Genomic DNA, 18,457 nt, shown 5'->3' with positions numbered 1-18,457 from the left:
TTAGTGTTATTGTTATTTTAAAGTCGCTAGATATACACGGCTTTGATTATCTATATGTGATGAATAGTAAACAATATTGAGACAACCATTTTTAAAAAACATACCTGGGTAACTGTTGTCTCCAGCACTTGGTAACGTGAGTTGATGAACTAACTGAGTATTTTCATTGGTTAGTGACCACAGACAAGTTTTCAACTTATTTTTTAATATGCCCCTTCCACAAACCCACGACTCTTTTGGGTTAAATGGATTTGCGATAACCTTAGGGCCGCCTACATATTTATTTAAATCATTCCATTGCCACTTGGTATAGGGAAATGCGCTTTTACCCTGAAGGCTTGAATAGGAATCTGCATCTCTTCTCAATAAAACGTGCATGTGATGGTTTTTATCGAACCAAATATCACTTTCATTTGGATATCCATACCCTTCTTTCTGTTTTGATAACGCACCTTGTTTTATGCAATCCATTGTGCGTAAAGGGTGGCCAGTATAAAGGTCGACTCTTTCTTTTTCTCTGTTGTAAGCGAGGCCGTAAGCTACGCCTTTATGCCAAGTTAAACGCCACAGCCACCAATTTTTGGGGCCAAAGTAACGTGGTGAAGACCAACTCGAACCATCTTGGCTTACCCAAAAAATACTTTGTCCATATAAGGTTTTGTTATCGTTAGCGGTATGCCTTGCGTAAGCAATCAGTAATATTCGACCGTCGGGAAGCCGTGATAATTTGGGATCCCGTAAATCCACATCGTTAAACCATAAGTGTTGTCGTTGTTTTCCCTGGGGGGTGATCAAGGTTGTTTCAATACGACCATCGGCACTTATGTGATTAGTGGCTTGCCTGTAGCAGGCCAACTGCGTATCACCAAGATCAATAGCATCACAAAATGCACTATGACAAGCCGAAGATGATATTCGAATAATATTATTTATTTTTAAATTAAATGTTGATGTCATTTTTTTAAATTAATTCATTAACTTACATACAGTATAGTTGTTTAAATTTGTTTATAAAAACACCTTTAATGAAAAAAAAGTGAAATTAGTACTCAAGGGAATTTTTAATCCGACGATAACCAATGTGAGAGCCAGTTCATCAGTCATCATTTTAGAGATTGATGGTCTACTAAATTTGAAAGTAAGTCGGAAAATCCGACGGCCAGCTTGTGCTGGACTGAAAGTGTAGGGGAATCCCATGAGTTTATTCGTCAATACCAATGTGTCCGCGTTAAATGCCCAGCGTCAGTTGTTTGATGTGGGTGATAGATTAAATACATCATTCGAGCGTTTGTCGTCTGGTTTTCGTATTAACAGTGCAGCAGATGATGCAGCTGGTTTACAAATATCTGACCGCTTAACGTCGCAAATTCAAGGTCTTAATCAAGCCGTTCGTAATGCTAACGATGCAATTTCTCTTTCGCAAACTGCGGAAGGTGCGTTGCAAGAAAGTACTACGGCACTACAAAGAATCCGTACTCTAGCAGTACAATCGCAAAACGGTATCAACTCTTCAGCAGATAGAACAGCACTGCAAGAAGAAGTTGTGCAATTACAAGCTGAGTTATCCCGAATTGCAGAAACAACGCAATTTGGTGGTGTTAACTTGTTAGATGGCGGTTTTTCAGCGTCTTTCTTAGTGGGAGCCAATGCAGGACAAACCATCAGTGTCAATTTATCTAGAACTGATGGATTTAGCCCAGCAGGCCTTGGAGTTGATACGTTAACTGTTGAATCAACGGCTGGTGCTTCGGCTGCACTTGCGGCAGTAGATGCTGCTATCTCTGCTATCGGTGGAGAGCGAGCTGAGCTGGGTGCGTTGCAAAACCGTTTCCAATCTACTATTCGTAACTTAAGTAATATATCTGAAAACTTGTCAGGTGCACGTTCGCAAGTTAGAGACACTGACTTTGCGACGGAAACCGCTGAGTTGACTCGTAACCAGATTATTCAACAAGCAAGTACAACTGTGTTGGCTCAGGCAAATCAGAGACCACAGGCCGCCCTTTCCCTTCTAGGTTAAATTAGGTAGTGAGCTATCGCTATCTGATGACGCCAGGAGTGGGTAATGAGAGGTCGGATAAACGATTTTCGCTCAATATCTCCTAACGTAGAGCGGTTGGCTGGGGCAGTATTGCCTCAGCCTTTTTAATTTTAGAAAATAAACCCATTTAAAAATCCTTTATAAACAAAAGCTTAATAATTTAGTGAAAAAAATGCTAAAGGATTTCTCGTATCTGCACGATAACTAAATCAAAGGGAATCGGAACAATAAAAACAAGCCGGTTACCCAAGGGAAAATTCCCTTAGTCATTGAACTAATAATAAAAATATCAATGGCATACTAGGCAAATAATAATAATAAATATGCCTGATTTAGAAAATCGTTAGGAGATTACAATGAGTTTATTTGTTAGTAAAAATACGTTGTTTTTAAATATACAACGACAATTATTCTTTCCCAAAGTGAGTTTGACGGCTGCGTTTACATGTCTTTCGTCATCCTTTACAACCAAAAGTGCAAGATACGACAAAGTAGATACGAGGTTTTTTTTAGTTAAGCTCGCATCGAAAGTACGAAGATTTAATCAAGTTAGTCGTATTTTGATCACACCTCAACTTGCTCGAAGCGGTGTTTTAAACACTGTGTTTGAAAATGCGTCAACGGCAAGCTATCGAAGTAAAAATACAGGCTTTGCCATAGAAGCGGCACGATTTAGTCGATTCTAAATTATCTAATAGGCAAGTACGCCAGTATTAGAGCAGGCAGGTTAACAGCCTAAGTGTTTACTTAGCGTACTACAGAAACGTAAATAAATAAGAATTTGTAAGGCAACGAGCGAGAAAGTGTCATGTGGAGCTTGAACTGCTGACTGACGGATAAGACGCCAGGAGGTAGTGAGAGGTATGAGGTCTGGTACGCCAGACCCGCCGTCAGCATTATACTTTTTCATGGCTAGGCCGTGTAAAAGTGTCAGGAATTTCCTGACACATTGAGAGAAGCATGGATTATGCCAACTCGTTGATTAAAAACCATAACGTGAATAATAAAATCAATAACACGTTTTTTATTAAATAGTTAGGAGAAATATAATGGGTCTTTTCGTAAATACTAATGTTTCATCTTTAAATACACAGCGTCAACTTTTTAACTCTGGAGTTGGCTTAGACACTGCCTTTGAGCGACTGTCTTCAGGTTTTAGAATTAACAGTGCAGCAGATGATGCCGCCGGTCTGCAAATATCAGACAGGATTACATCGCAAGTTTCAGGTTTGAATCAAGCAGTACGAAATGCAAATGATGCAATTTCCTTGGCTCAAGTAGCTGAAGGTGCGTTATCTGAAACTACAACAGCACTGCAGCGTATTCGTGTTTTGGCTATTCAATCGCAAAATGGTATTAACTCTTCTGCGGACAGAGTGGCACTTCAACAAGAAGTCGCTCAGCTGCAAGCTGAAGTGTCGCGGATAGCCGCTACCACACAGTTTGGTGGGGTTGATGTGTTAAACGGGCGATTCTCTTCTTCATTTTTGGTTGGCGCCAATGCAGGGCAAACAATCAGCGTTAATTTGTCTAGCGCAAGTGGTGCAAGCTTTGGATTCTCTGGATTGTCCAATGGTACGCCCGTAGATGTACTGACTGAGGCTGCTGCATCAACAACATTAGGCATTGTTGATAGTGCTATTTCTGCTATCGGTGGTGTACGGGCAGAATTAGGTGCATTGCAAAATAGATTCCAATCGACAATTCGAAATCTGAGTAATATTTCTGAAAATGCCTCTGCGGCAAGGTCTCGAATTAGAGATACAGATTTTGCCACAGAAACGGCAGAACTTACCCGCTTCCAGATAATTCAGCAAGCAAGTACAACAGTGCTCGCTCAGGCAAACCAGAGACCGCAAGCTGCGTTATCATTATTGGGATAATAGGAAGAAGTAAGAAAAATAGTTAAGAAATACCACTGAGGGTGGAACTGAGAGGCCAACCCTAGCCAAGGAAGGCGGCCCTTGGGCTTGCAATAAGCTCAAAGGGCCACTACTTTTAATAAAACGCCGACTTACAGAACTGAAGGTGTAGAAGTTATGGTTGAGAGGCCAGTATATATCTACTAATTCTGAAAGCCGACTGAAACTGATTTGCTCCAATCTCCTAACGTGAGCAAGCTGGCCGGGTTGTATGACCCGGCCTTTTTTATGCCAGTGTCAAACATCCGATTAATTCAGCGTTACTTGATAATACTAAAGCACACCTCGTGCCAACTTGTCACAAAACCATCCCGACGCCACCTTATTTTATCATTTGATTTTTATTTAAATAAAAAATCTATTTTAAACATGGGGTTATGAAATGTTTTCATCTTTTTTTAAAAAAAGCGAAAAAAAAACTAAAGAACCTACTGAACCAGTCGATACCCATAGTTGAGAGGAAATTTAATTATGAGGTTGTTGTTTAGGCGTAGTGAACCTAAATAACGAAAATTTTTGAGCCAGCAAATAGTTTGCTAAGGCCCAGGAGGTAGGTTATGTCTTTATTTGTAAATACTAATACATCGGCGCTTAACGCCCAACGTCAATTATTTGATGTGGGTGAGCGTCTAAATACGTCTTTCGAACGTCTTTCTTCAGGCTTTCGTATCAATAGTGCAGCTGATGATGCGGCAGGTCTTCAGATTTCAGATCGTTTGACATCTCAAATCCAAGGTTTGAATCAGTCGGTTCGTAATGCAAACGATGCTATTTCACTATCACAAACTGCTGAAGGCGCACTTGGTGAAGTTACAACCAGTTTACAGCGTATTCGTACTTTGGCTGTTCAATCACAAAATGGGATTAACAGCAGTGCTGATAGAACTGCGTTACAGGAAGAAGTTGTCCAGCTTCAAGCTGAAATTTCTCGAATTGCTGAAACCACTGAATTTGGTGGCGTTAACTTATTAGATGGCGGTTTTTCAGCATCTTTCTTAGTTGGAGCCAATGCAGGACAAACCATCAGTGTTAACTTGTCGTCAACGAATGGTTTTGGTCCTACTGGGCTTGGTGTTAATACTGCAGATGTTTCAACGGCTGCAGGTGCATCTGCTGCATTAACTGCAATCGACGGTGCGATATCTTCTATTGGTGGAACTCGAGCTGAATTAGGTGCTTTACAAAACCGTTTTCAGTCGACTATCCGTAACCTTTCGAATATTTCAGAAAACTTATCCGGTGCACGAGCGCAGGTAAGAGATACTGATTTTGCGACAGAAACGGCAGAGTTGACTCGAAATCAGATTATTCAACAAGCATCTGTTTCTGTGTTAAGCCAAGCGAACCAACGTCCACAGACTGCGTTGTCTCTTCTCGGCTAACGAAGCGAGTTTAGTTTTTATTAAAGACAACGGGCGTCTGTGAAAACAGAGCCCGTTTTGTCGTTTCTACTTAAGGAGGTAGATCATGACAATTAATTCATTACAAGTTGGTCAAAATATTGCTGCATCTAATGTTACAGTGGAGAGAACATCGTCACCGCAAACTGATGAGCAGAGTACAAATGTAAATACAGAAATACCGTTGCGTACTGATAATACACGAGTTAATGTTACGTCTGATACTCAAGAAAGCTCAACGGGTGCCGATAACTTAGATAGCGAAAGTAATAATGAAGCGTTACAGGAAGCAGTGGAAGAAGTTGAATCTTTTGTACAAGGCCAATCCCGTAACTTAGCATTTTCGGTGGATGATGAAACAGAACGCGCTATAGTAACAGTGAGAGATTCCAGTTCTGGTGATGTTATCCGACAGATACCTTCAGAAGAAGTATTGGAACTCGCTGACCGTATTCAGTCTTTACAAGACGATATTGGAAGTAGTGTAGGGGTGTTAATCAACCGACAAGTTTAAAAAGGTAGATAGTATGTCAATTTCATCTTTGGGTGTAGGTTCAGGTTTAGATCTAGAAAGTTTGGTTACTCAGCTTGTATCTGCGCAGCGTGAGCCAAGAGAAAATTCGATTAATGCAAGAGAAGAGACCAATGAGGCTGAAATTTCTGCTTTAGGTCAATTAACTTCTCGTTTGTCTGATTTTCAAGATGCAGTTGAAGACCTTGAGAACAGTACGGATTTAAATGGACGTGAAACGACCGTTTCTACTCCTGATTCTGAAGACGCTATTTTTACCGCGGAAGCAGCTAACAGTGCTTTAAGTGGTACCTATGATATTCAAGTTGAGCAGCTTGCGACTGGAAGTCGATTAATTACAGATGACGGTGCTTTTACCGACTCTTCTGACGCTGTTTTATCATCGGGAGATGGTTCTCTTACCTTTAAAGTTGATGGTAGTGGAGATTCATTTTCAATCGATTTAACTGCAGGAACAACATTAGCTCAATTACGAGAACAAATTAACAACGCTGAAGGCAATTTTGGCGTCACGGCCAATATTATTGACACAGGCACGGCTGCAGGTGCTCGGCTTGTTATTACTTCTGATGTAACGGGAGACGGAAATGACTTAGTTATCGTCAATGATGATGATCTCTCTGATTTAGAAAGAATAGCAACCACAGACTCCTCTGAAACGACGGCTTTTCTTACTGCAACAGAAAATGCGCAAAATGCCATTGCTTTTGTTGATGGATTAGAAGTTCAAAGCGGGTCTAACGAATTTGCTAATACTATTCAAAGTGTTACTTTTGAAGTTGAGAGCGTTTCTGAATTTGAAGCTGATGGCGTAACCCGTGTTACTTCAAGTTTAACTGTCGGCTTTGATCAGGAAGGGCTTGAGACCAGAGTTAGAGATTTTGTCGATAATTACAATAGTTTGATTGGTGAAATCCAAACATTGTCTCGTTTTGGCGAGTCAGAATTAGAAGATGATGGGGCATTAGCCGGAGACTCTTTATTACGTGGTTTGCAAACATCATTAGCGAATATCGTAAGTGAAAATGTTGCCTCTTCGGGATTGGGAAATTTGTTTCAGCTGGGAATTGAATTAAATTCAGATGGTGAGTTGGAAATAGGCAACACCGATTTTGGTTTAGGTACGGGAGAAGATAGACTGCAAGATGCGTTAGACGACAATTTTGACGATATCGCTGCACTATTTACTGATGAGGACGAAGGAATAGCGACTCGCCTTTTACAAGTTTTAGAATCCTATACTCAAGCTGGAGGGCTGATTGATTCGAGAGAAGACAGTGCCCTTCAAGAGCGAGATAACTTGTTTGACGAACGAGAAGCGTTAGAGTTGAGACTTTTAAATACTGAGCAGATTTTACGGGATCGGTATTTAAATCTAGATCAAACTGTATCTAGTTTGAATAGTACAGGTGCTGCATTGTTAAGTGCGCTTGGCTAATAGAGGCATAACATGCGATTAACAGGAATAAATGCCTATAAGAAAGGCAATTTAAAACAAGATATTGCCAACGCAGATCCTCACCGCTTAACATTAATGTTAATGCAAGGCGCACTTGATAGACTTGCTTATGCTAAAGGTGCGATAGAAAGAAAAGAATTTGAATCAAAATCCGAGTTGCTTTCTAGAGTGACCGCTATTTTTATGAATTTACGAGATACTATTGATTTAGAGGTCGGTGGAGAATTATCTCAAAACCTTTATTCTTTGTATGACTACATGATAGATCAAATAGGTAAAGCTCATATTGAAAATAGTCTAGAGCCAATAGATGAAGTTATTCATTTATTTAGCCCTATCCGTGACGCATGGGTGCAAATTCCTCAATCAGCGAAAGATGATGCTTATCAAATGAAATTGCAGAACAATGAGGTTGTTTAAGTGATAGCAGATTCAACGTTAGATGAGTTAATACAAACTAATAATTCAATTTCTTCTGTATTGTTAGAACAAGAAGTCGATTTTCATGCTCTAGATAAATTTATGGCATTAAGAGATGAATTGATAAATCGGTATATGAATCTATTGGATGATGTTGATAAAAAGGACTTCGCTAGTAAAGAGTTAGTTACTCAAAAAAAGTTTGAAACTGAAATACAGACGCATTTTTCTTCCTCAAAAAATGAGCTGGCTAAATTTATATCCGCGCGTAAAAAAACAGCAAAATATAAGTAAGATATTTTAATAGTCTCTCCAAAGTAGTGGACCCGCTAATTACTATAAATATGATATTTAGAATGGAAAGGCTAGTATGAGGATGTTGAACTTACAATTTTCGAAAAAGAAAAAAAAAGTATTTATTTTTGGTACAGGAGCTGGAGGGAAATATCTTTTTGATTCTATCCAAAGCCAATATAAGGTTCTTGGATTTTTAGACAACAATAGTAACAAACATGGGACAAGATTTTGTGGAAAACCCGTTTTTGATCCTAAGGAGATCGGAGAAAAAATGTTTGATACTATAATTATTGCAAGTGATTCTTATAAGGAAATACATAAGCAATTGACAGGCGAGTTGAGCGTACCAGAGCATAAAATTAGCTTGTATCATGACGTAAGTTTATCACCACGTCACCATTATAAACATCATCTTATAAGTGCATTAACAAACTATATATGTAATCACAAGAACCTGCTATCTAGCTGCCTTTTATATTTAGTTAAACTCTTTGTGATAGATTTTCGATGCTATTTAACCAATGATATTTTATGGTTAGATCAATTAGAAATGAATAAAGTTAAAGAATTTATAGCTAAACATAAGGGGTTTTCTTTTACTCCTAATTTCTTAGACTCAAAATCTCAAATAAAGCAGATATATCTCCCAAGTGTATCGGCGTATTTTTTTAAACAGGCTACTATATCTCCTACAAATAGTGCGATTTCGTTTGATAATAACACCACTGTAATGACCAGAGTCCCTAGCTTGAGAGATCATTGTGCAGATTACTCTGGTGGAAACATTGTAACTCACGGTAGTAATAAAGTGATATTGAGAAAAGGAAAACCAAAACAAATTCAAAGAGGCATAGCAATTACTGGATCCAGTGATACTAATTATTATCATTGGGTATTAGAAGTATTAAGTAAACTTCAATATCTTAGTAAATTACCATGTGAGTTTGTGAATTTTCCTATTCTTATTTCTAAAAATGTTCAGGAAATACCATCGATCAGTTCTTTTTTCTCTCTTTTTAAGATTAAAAATGACGTTATATGGTTGGAAAGTACGAGTCAGTATCAGGTGAATGAACTTATTTATATTACTCCTCCTAATTATATCGCACCGAATTTAAAAATAGGTGAAGTTTGCGATGCTACTAATTGTTATATAAGCTCAAGTTCACTTCGTTTCTTAAAATTGGTAGCGTTAAAAGGACGAGCAAAAAAAACGAATGAGTCTCAGCAAAAAAGAGTGTTTTTTGCTCGCAAGCCATATATTAGGAGTTTCAACCAAGATGAGGTAATTTCTATTCTCGATAAATATGGCTTTAAGCCAGTTTATTTGGAAGACCTTACTTTTGAAGAGCAGGTCGAAGTAATGCAGCAAGCAGAGATTATTATAGGTCCAACAGGCGCTGCTTGGACTAATTTGATTTTCGCAAATTCGGGGATACGATGTTTGACTTGGATAGCCGAAGAGGCAGGTGATTTTTCAGGCTATTCGTCGTTGGCTGAGCATTTGGGTATTAAACTTGACTTCATTACATATAAAGCGGGTACCGCTGACACCCGAGGTATGTATATTGCTCCATATGACATCAATTGCGAAAAAATTGAGAAGTGGGTGGTTAATACTCTGGCTAGACTCGATTAGAGTTTCTGGCTTAGAGAGTGTTTGTATAGTATTTCTGCAATAGTAAAATCTTCTTCCCAGTCTACATCGGTAGATTCCATTGAGTTCATTTCAAATAAAAACGGATTGTTTCCAACTCTATCACCTTGCAAATAAATTATTCTGCTTTAATCAAACAGGACATTTTAATAATGGAATATAATCCAATTATCGAGGTGTTAAATGACAAAACGAACAAACATAAGTTATACAGCTGAATTTAAACAATAAGCTGTGGCATTGGTAACCGAGCAAGGTTACAGCGTACCTAAGGCGGCAGCATCTTTAGGTATTACAGATAAATTACTTTATAACTGGAGAGCCAAGGTTGAAGCTGAGCATTCAGGCACTAGCCTAAATGCAGATGAACGAGCTGAGCTCCTAAAGCTGCGCAAGGAAAATAAAGAGCTAAGGATAGAGAAAGAGATATTAAAAAAGGCCAGCGCCCGCCTGTTAAAGGAAACCAAGTAACCTTTAAAACGATTAAGCAGTTATCTTCAGCTTTTCCTATTGTGAAGCTTTGTAAAATGATGAAAGTAAGCCGCAGTGCTTATTACGCATGGCTTAATCGCCCTGCAAAACTCATTACGGCAGAGCAACTTAATCTGTATCGAAGAGCCAAAGTTATCTTCGAACAAAGCAGAAATAGCTTAGATTATCGAGAGTTACGTAAACGGTTATGCGAGGAGGGCTTTCAAGTGAGTGATTACGGCGTTCAGAAGCTAATGGCAACACTTGGCCTAGTTGTGACGCAACGTGTTGCCTACAAGGTGACGACCAAATGCAAACACAGTGATGCTGTTGCAGATAATCTGTTGAATCAAAACTTTAATCCTGTTGCGCCAAATCAAGTGTGGGCTGGTGATGTGACTTATTTAAGGACTGGTGAAGGCTGGATGTATCTAGCCATAGTCATGGACTTATATTCCCGCCGTATCATTGGTTGGCATATTGATAAACGAATGACCACGGACTTAGTAAGTAAAGCCATGATGAAAGCGTATAACTTACGTCAACCACCAAAAGGCTTGGTGTTTCACTCTGACAGAGGGTCACGATACACCTGTAAACAATACCGGAGATTATTATTGAATTACGGCGCTGGAGCGTGTATGGGGGATGTTGGTGCGTGTTGGGATAATGCTGTTGTCGAACGTTTCTTCGGCAGCTTAAAACATGATTGGTTACTGAAAGTACCACAGCCAACTCGTGAACATATGAGAAATAATGTGACAGCGTATATGCGCTATTACAACTTAGAAAGGCTCCATACAGCTAATGGTGATCTGTCGCCAGTACAGTATGAACAAAGTTCCTTACGAAAAGTGTCCTGATTTAGTTGCGCAGAACAGACATAGTTGTAGTGGTTGCGTTCACAATAATTCTGGCTTAATTCGATTTCTTGAATTAGAGCTTCTTCCCCTTTTGTTACTAAGGGGATGATAACTACCGTCGGGTGAAAATTGTCACTTTCCTTCATTTCTTGATAGAGATCATCATACTTCCATGTTGAACCCGTCAGCATAAAAAGCAAACATTACAGTAATCTTGATTCGTTTTGGGTAATATTCATCTTTAAAAATCTATCGACATTCAATCTAAATGACATATCTAAGTTAACTAAATTGATTTACTGTTTTGATAATATATTCAACTTCGTCATTTTCTAAATTAGGCGCTATTGGTAATGACAGCACTCTTTGGTGCAACTTTTCAGAAATAGGTAAACTTAAATTACTCCACTTTTTGTAAGCTTGTTGTTTGTTTGGTGGAATTGGGTAGTGAATTTGTGTTTGTATTCCTTCGGAGCTCAAAAATTCTTGTAATTTAGTGCGGTATTCAGTTTGTACAACGAACAGGTGCCAAACATGGCTGAGCGGTATTGGATCTTGTGGTAATTGAATTTTTGTATTTACGATTCCTGATAAGTACCGCGAAGCAACGTCCCGACGAGATACGGTTTCATCAGATAAGTATTTTAATTTGACTCTGAGCATAGCGGCTTGAATTTCATCTAAGCGACTATTGACTCCTAGGTAAGAATGTTCATATTTCTTGTGGGAACCGTAGTTGCGCAAAGCCCTCAACAAATGGGCTAATTCATCGTTATCGGTAACAATGGCTCCTCCATCCCCTAACGCACCTAAATTTTTACCAGGATAAAAACTGAAGGCAGCCGCGTCACCCCAACTTCCTGCTAACTTTCCACTCTCTTTTGCCCCATGTGCTTGAGCACAATCTTCCAGTACGAGTAAGTTAAAATCTTTTGCTATTGCCATTATTTCACTCATTGGGGAAAGCAGGCCGTATAGGTGGACGGGTAAAATGACTTTTGTTTTTTCTGTGATAGCGGCTTTTAATTTGTGTGGGTCAAGATTTAAACTAAAGGGATCGGGATCAACAAATACGGGAATTAAATTATTTTCTGTTATAGATAATATTGAAGCAATGTATGTGTTTGCTTGTACAATAACTTCGTCGCCGGCTTTCAATTTTCCGAGTTCTATCCATGCCCTGAGTACCAGCGATAATGCATCTAAACCACTGGCTACTCCTATAGTATGGTTAGTCCCACAAAACGTGGAAAACTCTTTTTCAAAACCCAAAAGCTCCTCGCCCATAATGTACCAACCAGAGTTGATGACTCGAGAGCAAGCATCTTTCAACTCTTGTTCATATTTTTGATTTATCTCTTTTAAGTTCAAAAATGGGATCATATTACTTGCTCACGTATTCAATAACTCTAGCTGGATTACTTACAACAACGGTATTGTCAGGAACATCTTTTGTAACTACAGCGCCAGCCTCAACCATACAGTTTTCGCCCAATATGATTCCAGGCAGAATTGTAACATTTGCATCAATAGACGCATTTCTTTTCACTATAGTTTTTGGGTATTGCTCTAAATATTTTTTAGAGCGAAGGTATTTGTCATTTGAGAATGTCGCGTTAGGCCCAACGAACATATTGTCTTCTATGGTTATCCCGTACCACAAATAAACACCAGATTTGATGGTTACATTGTTACCCATAGAGACTTTGTTCTCGATGAATGTATGGGCGCAAATATTGCAATTGAAACCAATGATAGCACCTTCTAACACAACGCTAAATTGCCAAATATTGGTGTTTTTTCCAATGGCTTTAGATGCAACGTCACTTAGTTTGTGAATCATTATTCTTTACCGATGTTAAAAATTCATCATAGCTACGAATATAATCGTCTTCATGATAATAATCACTGGCTAAAACCAATAATACGCAATCGTCACTAAAATCATGCATTTCACGCCATATATTATGACCAATGTATAAACCGACGCTTGGTGAGTCTAGGGCGATTTCTTCTTTCTGCTTGCCATTGTCAAGATGAAATTGGCAACGGCCTTTTACGCAAACAGCGACTTGCTCCAAATGACGATGGGCATGAAACCCTCGTGATACTCCAGTTCTAGTATCGAAAATATAATATATACGCAACACATCGAATGGAACATTTTTATATTGCTCAAGCGAAATCAAGGAACCTCGTGAGTCTCCTTTTATTTCAAAATCGATTAATTTAGCAAGTTTGATTTTGTATTCTCCAACGCAATTAATTTTAACTATCGTCAAACACTTTAGTTTTTATCGGCCGTTTTGGTAATTACTTAAAAATGGATATTAGTTAATCTTAAACAAACGGCAAAATAATACTTTAATTTTTGTCAATATACCGTCACTCTTATGGTACAAATAATGCAGTATCAAAAAATAGAATAATTAATAAGCTGATACGATTAACTTAGATAGAGGCTCAGTATGTTTAACGACAAGTCAATTCTAATTACTGGTGGCACCGGGTCTTTCGGTAAGCACTTCATTCGAACTTTACTTTCTACCTATTCGCCTAAACGGCTAATAATTTATTCTCGAGATGAATTAAAACAGTTTGAAATGCAGCAGTCATTTGATGAGCCGTGTATGCGCTATTTTTTAGGCGATGTTAGAGACAAAGAGCGTTTGAAATCGGCTACTCGTGATGTAGATTTTCTCATTCATGCGGCAGCATTGAAACAAGTACCTGCAGCTGAGTACAACCCAAATGAATGTATAAAAACGAATATCAATGGTGCTCAAAATGTTATTGATGCGTGTATTTTAAATAATGTTAAACACGTTATTGCATTGTCTACAGATAAAGCCGCAAATCCAGTTAATTTGTACGGTGCAACTAAATTAGCATCTGACAAACTATTCGTAGCAGCTAATAATATATCGGGCGTGAAGGGACCAAGGTTTTCTGTTGTTAGATATGGAAATGTAGTAGGGTCTCGAGGCTCGGTAGTACCGTTTTTCCATTCATTAATAAGTAAAGGAGAAACTGTACTTCCTGTTACTCACCCCGAAATGACGCGCTTTTGGATTCCACTTAGCGAAGGTGTTGAATTTGTCATCAAAACCTTCGAGCGTATGCAAGGAGGGGAAATCTATGTTCCTAAAATACCGTCTGTGCATATTATTGATTTAGTTGAAGCAATGAGTGGCTCTCGTGAATACGAAAAAGTGGGTATTCGGCCCGGAGAAAAAATGCACGAAATAATGGTGCCAGAAGAAATGGCAAGACACACATTTGAGTTTGATGATCATTATGTTATTACGCCAGCCATTACTTTTTTCGACAAAAATATAAAATACGATAAAAATAGAGCAGGGGAAAAAGGCTCTCCAGTCCCTGAAAAATTTGAATATCACTCAGGAACAAATCCGGATTTTCTGACAGTAGATAATTTGAAAGCCTTAAACCAACTATTATGATTTATTATGGAGCGCAATCGGTTAACCGCGATGATATTGATGCTGTAAGTGGAGTATTGGAGTGCGGTAACCTGACACAAGGTGAGCAAGTGCCTTTGTTTGAGAAAACGTTGTGTGAATACACCGGAGCAAAGCATGCTGTTGCCGTAAATAGTGGAACTTCTGGGTTGCATATTGCTTGTTTGGCTTTATCTTTGCAGAAAGGTGATATTGTCTACACAACGCCTAACACATTTGTTGCATCTGCAAATTGTGCTTTGTATTGCGGCTCTAAAATAGACTTTGTTGATATTGATCCGGTCACTAGACAAATGTCTGTTAGCTTACTAAAAGAAAAATTATCGGAATCTCAAAAAAACAACTGTTTGCCAAAAGCTATTGTGCTTGTGCATTTCGCGGGTCATGGGTGCGATTTAGAGGCATTTTATCAACTTTCATTAGATTATGGGTTTTCGATAATAGAAGATAACGCTCATGGTTTGGGAGGCAAATATAAAAAGCAATACGCTTTAGGTAAACCTTTCCATTCTATAATGACCGTATGTTCATTCCACCCTGTAAAAAGTATCACGACTTGCGAGGGCGGAGCCGTATTAACGAATGACGACAAATTAGCTCGAAAGTTACGTCAATATGCTTCTCATGGTATTACAAAAAACGCAAATGAATTTGAGAGTGATAGTTTCGGTCCGGCTCATTTTGAACAGCAACTTCTTGGTTACAATTATCGTTTGAGCGATGTACACGCGGTATTAGGTGTTAGCCAGATGCAGCGAATAGATTCCTTGATTCAGGCGCGTCGAGAGCGAGCAAAACGATACATTGATGAATTAAGTATACTACCTTTAAAGCTTCCTATTTGGGATGAGAGTAGTGCATGGCATTTGTTTGTGGTGGAGTTATTGGAGCACGATAAACAATTTGTTTATGACAAATTGAAAAGTAAAGGAATTGTGGCTAATAGTCATTATATCCCCGTTCATTGGCACCCTTACTTTCAATCACTAGGATTCTTTCAAGGGCAATTCCCTCAGAGTGAAAATTATTTTGAGCGGGCGGTGACTCTCCCTTTATTTCCTGATTTATCAGCCGATAACCAAACTTATATTATTCAATCTTTAAAAGAGATGCTGTCATGAATAAAAAAAACATTGCGATAATACCTGCAAGAGGAGGAAGTAAGCGTATTCCTAAAAAAAATATACGTTGTTTTGCTGGAAAACCATTAATTGCATATAGCATTGAAGCTGCAATCAGTACGGCCCTTTTTGATGCTATTGTTGTGTCTACGGATGATTCTGAAATAGCAAAAATAGCTAAGGAGTCAGGGGCTACTGTTATCATAGAAAGACCGACTAGCCTCGCAGATGATAAAACAGGTACTATGCCGGTTGTTGAACATGGAATAAAGTTTTACGAAAATCATTTCGGTGAAGTAGACAATGTATGTTGTATTTACGCAACTGCACCTTTCCTAACTGGTGATTGGATAAAAAAAGGCTTTGAGAAATTGACTGATACTAATGAGTCAAAGTTTGCTTTTTCTGTGACTTCATTCGATTTTCCTATTCAAAGAGCTCTAAAATTATCTGGATCCGGCGTGTTACCTGTGACACCGAGTGCTATGGGGTGTCGCTCTCAAGATTTAGCGGAAATGTACCACGACGCTGGGCAGTTTTATTGGGGAAGCACTTCGGCTTGGTTAAACAAATTAGCGATGTTTTCCGAACATAGTATTCCCGTTGTATTACCAAGATATCTGGTGCAAGACATCGACACATATGAAGATTGGACTAAAGCAGAGCTTATGTACGAAGCGTATATAAAATCAAAATACAATAAGAGCCAATATGAAAGAGATTAAAATTGGTAATAGTCTTATAGGACTAAATCATGCGCCTTTTATTATTGCTGAGCTCAGTGGCAATCATCAGCAGAATCTATCGTTGGCTAAGCGTATGATTGAAGAAGCTGCAAATGCTGGTGCTCATGCCATCAAATTGCAAACTTATACTGCCGATAGTATGACTTTAGATGTCGACCATCCTGATTTCTTAATACAGGAAAAAGAGAGTTTGTGGTTCAACGAGCGATTGCATTCATTGTATCAAAAAGCGTCCACTCCTTATGAGTGGCATCAAGAGTTGTTTGCTTATGCTGGATCTCTTGGTTTGGAAGCGTTTAGCTCTCCTTTTGACTTTGATGCCGTAGATTTTTTAGAAACATTAGATGTACCTTGCTATAAAATTGCATCGTTTGAACTGACTCATCTTCCGTTAATTAAAAAAGTAGCAAAAACCGGTAAACCAATAATTATGTCTACGGGTATGGCGTCGCTAGCTGAGATAGATGAAGCAGTCACGACAGCGAAGCAAGCTGGATGCGAAGATATTATCTTACTAAAATGTACAAGTACGTATCCGGCTGAGGCAACAAACACTCATTTAACTACCTTACCTCATATGAGCGCGACATTTAAAACCAGTGTTGGTTTATCTGATCATACTAAAGGGATAGGAGCTGCTGTTGCGTCGGTTGTATTTGGCGCTGTCGTTATAGAAAAACACTTTGTTCTTGATAGAAGCGATGGCGGTGTTGATGCAGCGTTTTCTATGGAGCCAAAAGAGTTACAGATGTTAGTTGAAGAAGCTCATAGAGCTTGGGAAGCAAAAGGCGATATTGTATACGCAGGAACTGAAGCTGAAACGAATTCAAAACAGTATCGACGTTCTATTTACGTTAGTGAAAACGTTAAAAAAGGAGATGTTTTTACTGATGAGAATCTACGCATTGTGCGGCCTGCCTTTGGTCTTGCTCCTAAATATTGGGAAGATGTGTTGGGTAGAAAAGCGGCAAGTGATTTTGTGAAAGGTCACGCACTTACATGGCAAGATATTAGCTAATGCATGTTGCGTTTTTTACTGAAGGTTCAAGCCGCTCCGGTATGGGGCATTTACTTCGGTGTTTAGCTCTTGCACAAGCGCTGCAATCAAAAAAACATAAAATTACTTTTGTTCTAGACTTGCCTTCAATTGAGCTTGTTAATATCAGAAGCGATTGGATAGGTAACATTGTTGAAGTTGCGGAGACTTTTTCTGCGTCATCATTAACTGGCTTTAGCCATGAAGTAGTTGATTGGGTTGTAATCGACTCTTATAACGTCCCACCTGATTTTTTTAAGTTGTGTAAAAACGCATGTGAAAGAGTAGCTTTATTTGATGATTTAGTTTATACCGATTTTGAGCATGTCGATTTAGTGATTAATTCGGCAATGAATCATAATCAGTATCAAAATAAACAGTTAAATACCCGCTTCGCTTTGGGACATAATTATCGAATTTTGAGACGGGAATTTACTGAAATCCAGCCTAAATCTATCGATGAACGCAATACCATTGTCTTATGCTTAGGCGGGGCAGATACTCAAAATCTAACAGGGTACTTCTTAGAGCTGTTAGTAAGTTTACCTTTAAATTATGCTATTTGTGTAGTGACGGGTCCTGCCTATAAATACGTAGATGATCTCAATACACTTATCAATAGAATGAATAAAGTGCTAAAAATCTCAATTTCTCATAAGCATAATGTACAGAACATGGCTGAGGTTTGGGGTCAAGCGTTGTTTGCAGTTTCTGCCGGTGGCAGTAGCCAGTTTGAACTTTTAGCTTGCCATACACCGTCATTACTAATTGTAGTAGCAAGTAATCAAAGGCATGCATCTAAGTTGTCAAATGAGCAAGGCTGGGCTGAAATTATAGAATACTCAGGTAATCAGCAGACGCTAAAAAATGATTTTCTGAGAATTGCGAGACGCCTCATAGAATCTAAAGAAAAATTGATTTTGATGCAACAGAGAGCGTGTTTTTACGATAAACAAAGAAACATCGACAAGCTAGTTGGTGAATTTGAATTATGACAGAAGAATATACTT

General features: G+C 38.7%; 20 protein-coding genes. 15 read left to right on the top strand and 5 right to left on the bottom strand.

Annotated features, from left to right (window positions below):
* Window positions 1–12: 12 nt before the first annotated feature.
* Complete coding sequence (locus tag J3L16_RS06140; RefSeq protein WP_207612014.1) at window positions 13–957, bottom strand: hypothetical protein; 945 nt, start codon at window positions 955–957, stop codon at window positions 13–15.
* 238 nt (window positions 958–1,195) lie between these two features.
* Here J3L16_RS06140 and J3L16_RS06135 point away from each other — a divergent pair, with 238 nt between their 5' ends.
* The 9 genes from J3L16_RS06135 (at window position 1,196) to J3L16_RS06095 (ending at window position 9,710) form a co-directional block, all read left to right on the top strand.
* On the top strand, window positions 1,196–2,020 hold the full coding sequence (locus J3L16_RS06135) for a flagellin (RefSeq protein ID WP_207612013.1): 825 nt from the start codon (window positions 1,196–1,198) through the stop codon (window positions 2,018–2,020).
* A gap of 377 nt (window positions 2,021–2,397) precedes the next feature.
* Entirely contained in the window at window positions 2,398–2,727 is a 330-nt protein-coding gene (locus tag J3L16_RS06130; protein ID WP_207612012.1) for a hypothetical protein, read from the top strand.
* 363 nt (window positions 2,728–3,090) lie between these two features.
* A complete protein-coding gene (locus tag J3L16_RS06125; protein WP_207612011.1) occupies window positions 3,091–3,924 on the top strand; it encodes a flagellin in 834 nt (277 codons plus the stop codon).
* 596 nt (window positions 3,925–4,520) lie between these two features.
* The gene (locus tag J3L16_RS06120) at window positions 4,521–5,345 is read left to right on the top strand and encodes a flagellin (RefSeq protein WP_207612010.1); all 825 of its coding nucleotides are present in this window, start codon (window positions 4,521–4,523) and stop codon (window positions 5,343–5,345) included.
* 85 nt (window positions 5,346–5,430) lie between these two features.
* Entirely contained in the window at window positions 5,431–5,877 is a 447-nt protein-coding gene (locus J3L16_RS06115) for a flagellar protein FlaG (RefSeq protein WP_207612009.1), read from the top strand.
* A gap of 13 nt (window positions 5,878–5,890) precedes the next feature.
* The gene (gene fliD, locus J3L16_RS06110; RefSeq protein WP_207612008.1) at window positions 5,891–7,333 is read left to right on the top strand and encodes a flagellar filament capping protein FliD; all 1,443 of its coding nucleotides are present in this window, start codon (window positions 5,891–5,893) and stop codon (window positions 7,331–7,333) included.
* A 12-nt stretch (window positions 7,334–7,345) separates the two neighbouring features.
* Window positions 7,346–7,774, top strand: coding sequence for a flagellar export chaperone FliS (fliS, locus tag J3L16_RS06105; protein WP_207612007.1), 429 nt, complete (start codon window positions 7,346–7,348; stop codon window positions 7,772–7,774).
* Window positions 7,775–8,068, top strand: a complete 294-nt coding sequence (locus J3L16_RS06100; RefSeq protein WP_207612006.1) for a hypothetical protein — start codon at window positions 7,775–7,777, stop codon at window positions 8,066–8,068.
* Window positions 8,069–8,150: 82 nt separating this feature from the next.
* Complete coding sequence (locus tag J3L16_RS06095) at window positions 8,151–9,710, top strand: glycosyltransferase family 61 protein (RefSeq protein ID WP_207612005.1); 1,560 nt, start codon at window positions 8,151–8,153, stop codon at window positions 9,708–9,710.
* Here the strand turns inward: J3L16_RS06095 and J3L16_RS16415 are convergent.
* The gene (locus J3L16_RS16415) at window positions 9,707–9,841 is read right to left on the bottom strand and encodes a hypothetical protein (RefSeq protein ID WP_278252789.1); all 135 of its coding nucleotides are present in this window, start codon (window positions 9,839–9,841) and stop codon (window positions 9,707–9,709) included. The two genes, J3L16_RS06095 and J3L16_RS16415, sit on opposite strands and share 4 nt — an antisense overlap.
* A 121-nt stretch (window positions 9,842–9,962) precedes the next feature.
* Here J3L16_RS16415 and J3L16_RS06090 point away from each other — a divergent pair.
* Window positions 9,963–11,062, top strand: a protein-coding gene (locus J3L16_RS06090; RefSeq protein ID WP_347564644.1) for an IS3 family transposase whose coding sequence is annotated in 2 segments (ribosomal slippage) — window positions 9,963–10,188 and window positions 10,188–11,062 — 1,101 coding nt in all. Because the reading frame shifts where the segments join, the coding sequence is not laid out codon by codon here.
* A gap of 282 nt (window positions 11,063–11,344) precedes the next feature.
* Here the strand turns inward: J3L16_RS06090 and J3L16_RS06085 are convergent.
* The 3 genes from J3L16_RS06085 to J3L16_RS06075 are packed head-to-tail and all read right to left on the bottom strand — an operon-like array spanning window position 11,345 to window position 13,344.
* Window positions 11,345–12,445 (bottom strand): DegT/DnrJ/EryC1/StrS family aminotransferase, encoded by a 1,101-nt coding sequence (locus J3L16_RS06085; RefSeq protein WP_207612004.1) that lies wholly within the window; start codon window positions 12,443–12,445, stop codon window positions 11,345–11,347.
* A gap of 1 nt (window position 12,446) precedes the next feature.
* Entirely contained in the window at window positions 12,447–12,905 is a 459-nt protein-coding gene (locus J3L16_RS06080; protein WP_242698696.1) for an acyltransferase, read from the bottom strand.
* Complete coding sequence (locus J3L16_RS06075) at window positions 12,886–13,344, bottom strand: FdtA/QdtA family cupin domain-containing protein (RefSeq protein WP_242698695.1); 459 nt, start codon at window positions 13,342–13,344, stop codon at window positions 12,886–12,888. The genes J3L16_RS06080 and J3L16_RS06075 overlap by 20 nt, the downstream gene beginning before the upstream one ends.
* A 186-nt stretch (window positions 13,345–13,530) precedes the next feature.
* On the opposite strand from J3L16_RS06075, the gene pseB reads away from it, so the two are divergent.
* From pseB to pseG, 5 genes are read left to right on the top strand one after another with little or no spacing between them, the layout of a single operon-like run.
* Window positions 13,531–14,526, top strand: a complete 996-nt coding sequence (gene pseB, locus J3L16_RS06070; protein ID WP_207612003.1) for a UDP-N-acetylglucosamine 4,6-dehydratase (inverting) — start codon at window positions 13,531–13,533, stop codon at window positions 14,524–14,526.
* Window positions 14,523–15,665: a UDP-4-amino-4,6-dideoxy-N-acetyl-beta-L-altrosamine transaminase gene (pseC, locus tag J3L16_RS06065; protein WP_207612002.1), complete on the top strand. Its 1,143-nt coding sequence runs from the start codon at window positions 14,523–14,525 to the stop codon at window positions 15,663–15,665. The genes pseB and pseC overlap by 4 nt, the downstream gene beginning before the upstream one ends.
* The gene (gene pseF, locus J3L16_RS06060) at window positions 15,662–16,390 is read left to right on the top strand and encodes a pseudaminic acid cytidylyltransferase (protein WP_207612001.1); all 729 of its coding nucleotides are present in this window, start codon (window positions 15,662–15,664) and stop codon (window positions 16,388–16,390) included. Before pseC ends, pseF begins: the two co-directional genes overlap by 4 nt.
* Window positions 16,377–17,429: a pseudaminic acid synthase gene (pseI, locus tag J3L16_RS06055; RefSeq protein ID WP_207612000.1), complete on the top strand. Its 1,053-nt coding sequence runs from the start codon at window positions 16,377–16,379 to the stop codon at window positions 17,427–17,429. The genes pseF and pseI overlap by 14 nt, the downstream gene beginning before the upstream one ends.
* Entirely contained in the window at window positions 17,429–18,442 is a 1,014-nt protein-coding gene (gene pseG / locus J3L16_RS06050) for a UDP-2,4-diacetamido-2,4,6-trideoxy-beta-L-altropyranose hydrolase (RefSeq protein ID WP_207611999.1), read from the top strand. Before pseI ends, pseG begins: the two co-directional genes overlap by 1 nt.
* The last annotated feature ends 15 nt before the right edge of the window (window positions 18,443–18,457 follow it).

Origin of the sequence: Alteromonas sp. 5E99-2, assembly GCF_017368475.1 — a bacterium.
GTDB lineage: Bacteria > Pseudomonadota > Gammaproteobacteria > Enterobacterales > Alteromonadaceae > Alteromonas_F.
This window is presented reverse-complemented; position numbering and strand designations above follow the sequence as displayed.

Coding starts and splice junctions, on each gene's coding strand:
- J3L16_RS06140 (WP_207612014.1), bottom strand. CDS start 957: ATGACATCAACATTTAATTTAAAAATAAATAATATTATTCGAATATCA.
- J3L16_RS06135 (WP_207612013.1), top strand. CDS start 1,196: ATGAGTTTATTCGTCAATACCAATGTGTCCGCGTTAAATGCCCAGCGT.
- J3L16_RS06130 (WP_207612012.1), top strand. CDS start 2,398: ATGAGTTTATTTGTTAGTAAAAATACGTTGTTTTTAAATATACAACGA.
- J3L16_RS06125 (WP_207612011.1), top strand. CDS start 3,091: ATGGGTCTTTTCGTAAATACTAATGTTTCATCTTTAAATACACAGCGT.
- J3L16_RS06120 (WP_207612010.1), top strand. CDS start 4,521: ATGTCTTTATTTGTAAATACTAATACATCGGCGCTTAACGCCCAACGT.
- J3L16_RS06115 (WP_207612009.1), top strand. CDS start 5,431: ATGACAATTAATTCATTACAAGTTGGTCAAAATATTGCTGCATCTAAT.
- fliD (WP_207612008.1), top strand. CDS start 5,891: ATGTCAATTTCATCTTTGGGTGTAGGTTCAGGTTTAGATCTAGAAAGT.
- fliS (WP_207612007.1), top strand. CDS start 7,346: ATGCGATTAACAGGAATAAATGCCTATAAGAAAGGCAATTTAAAACAA.
- J3L16_RS06095 (WP_207612005.1), top strand. CDS start 8,151: ATGTTGAACTTACAATTTTCGAAAAAGAAAAAAAAAGTATTTATTTTT.
- J3L16_RS06085 (WP_207612004.1), bottom strand. CDS start 12,445: ATGATCCCATTTTTGAACTTAAAAGAGATAAATCAAAAATATGAACAA.
- J3L16_RS06080 (WP_242698696.1), bottom strand. CDS start 12,905: ATGATTCACAAACTAAGTGACGTTGCATCTAAAGCCATTGGAAAAAAC.
- pseB (WP_207612003.1), top strand. CDS start 13,531: ATGTTTAACGACAAGTCAATTCTAATTACTGGTGGCACCGGGTCTTTC.
- pseC (WP_207612002.1), top strand. CDS start 14,523: ATGATTTATTATGGAGCGCAATCGGTTAACCGCGATGATATTGATGCT.
- pseF (WP_207612001.1), top strand. CDS start 15,662: ATGAATAAAAAAAACATTGCGATAATACCTGCAAGAGGAGGAAGTAAG.
- pseI (WP_207612000.1), top strand. CDS start 16,377: ATGAAAGAGATTAAAATTGGTAATAGTCTTATAGGACTAAATCATGCG.
- pseG (WP_207611999.1), top strand. CDS start 17,429: ATGCATGTTGCGTTTTTTACTGAAGGTTCAAGCCGCTCCGGTATGGGG.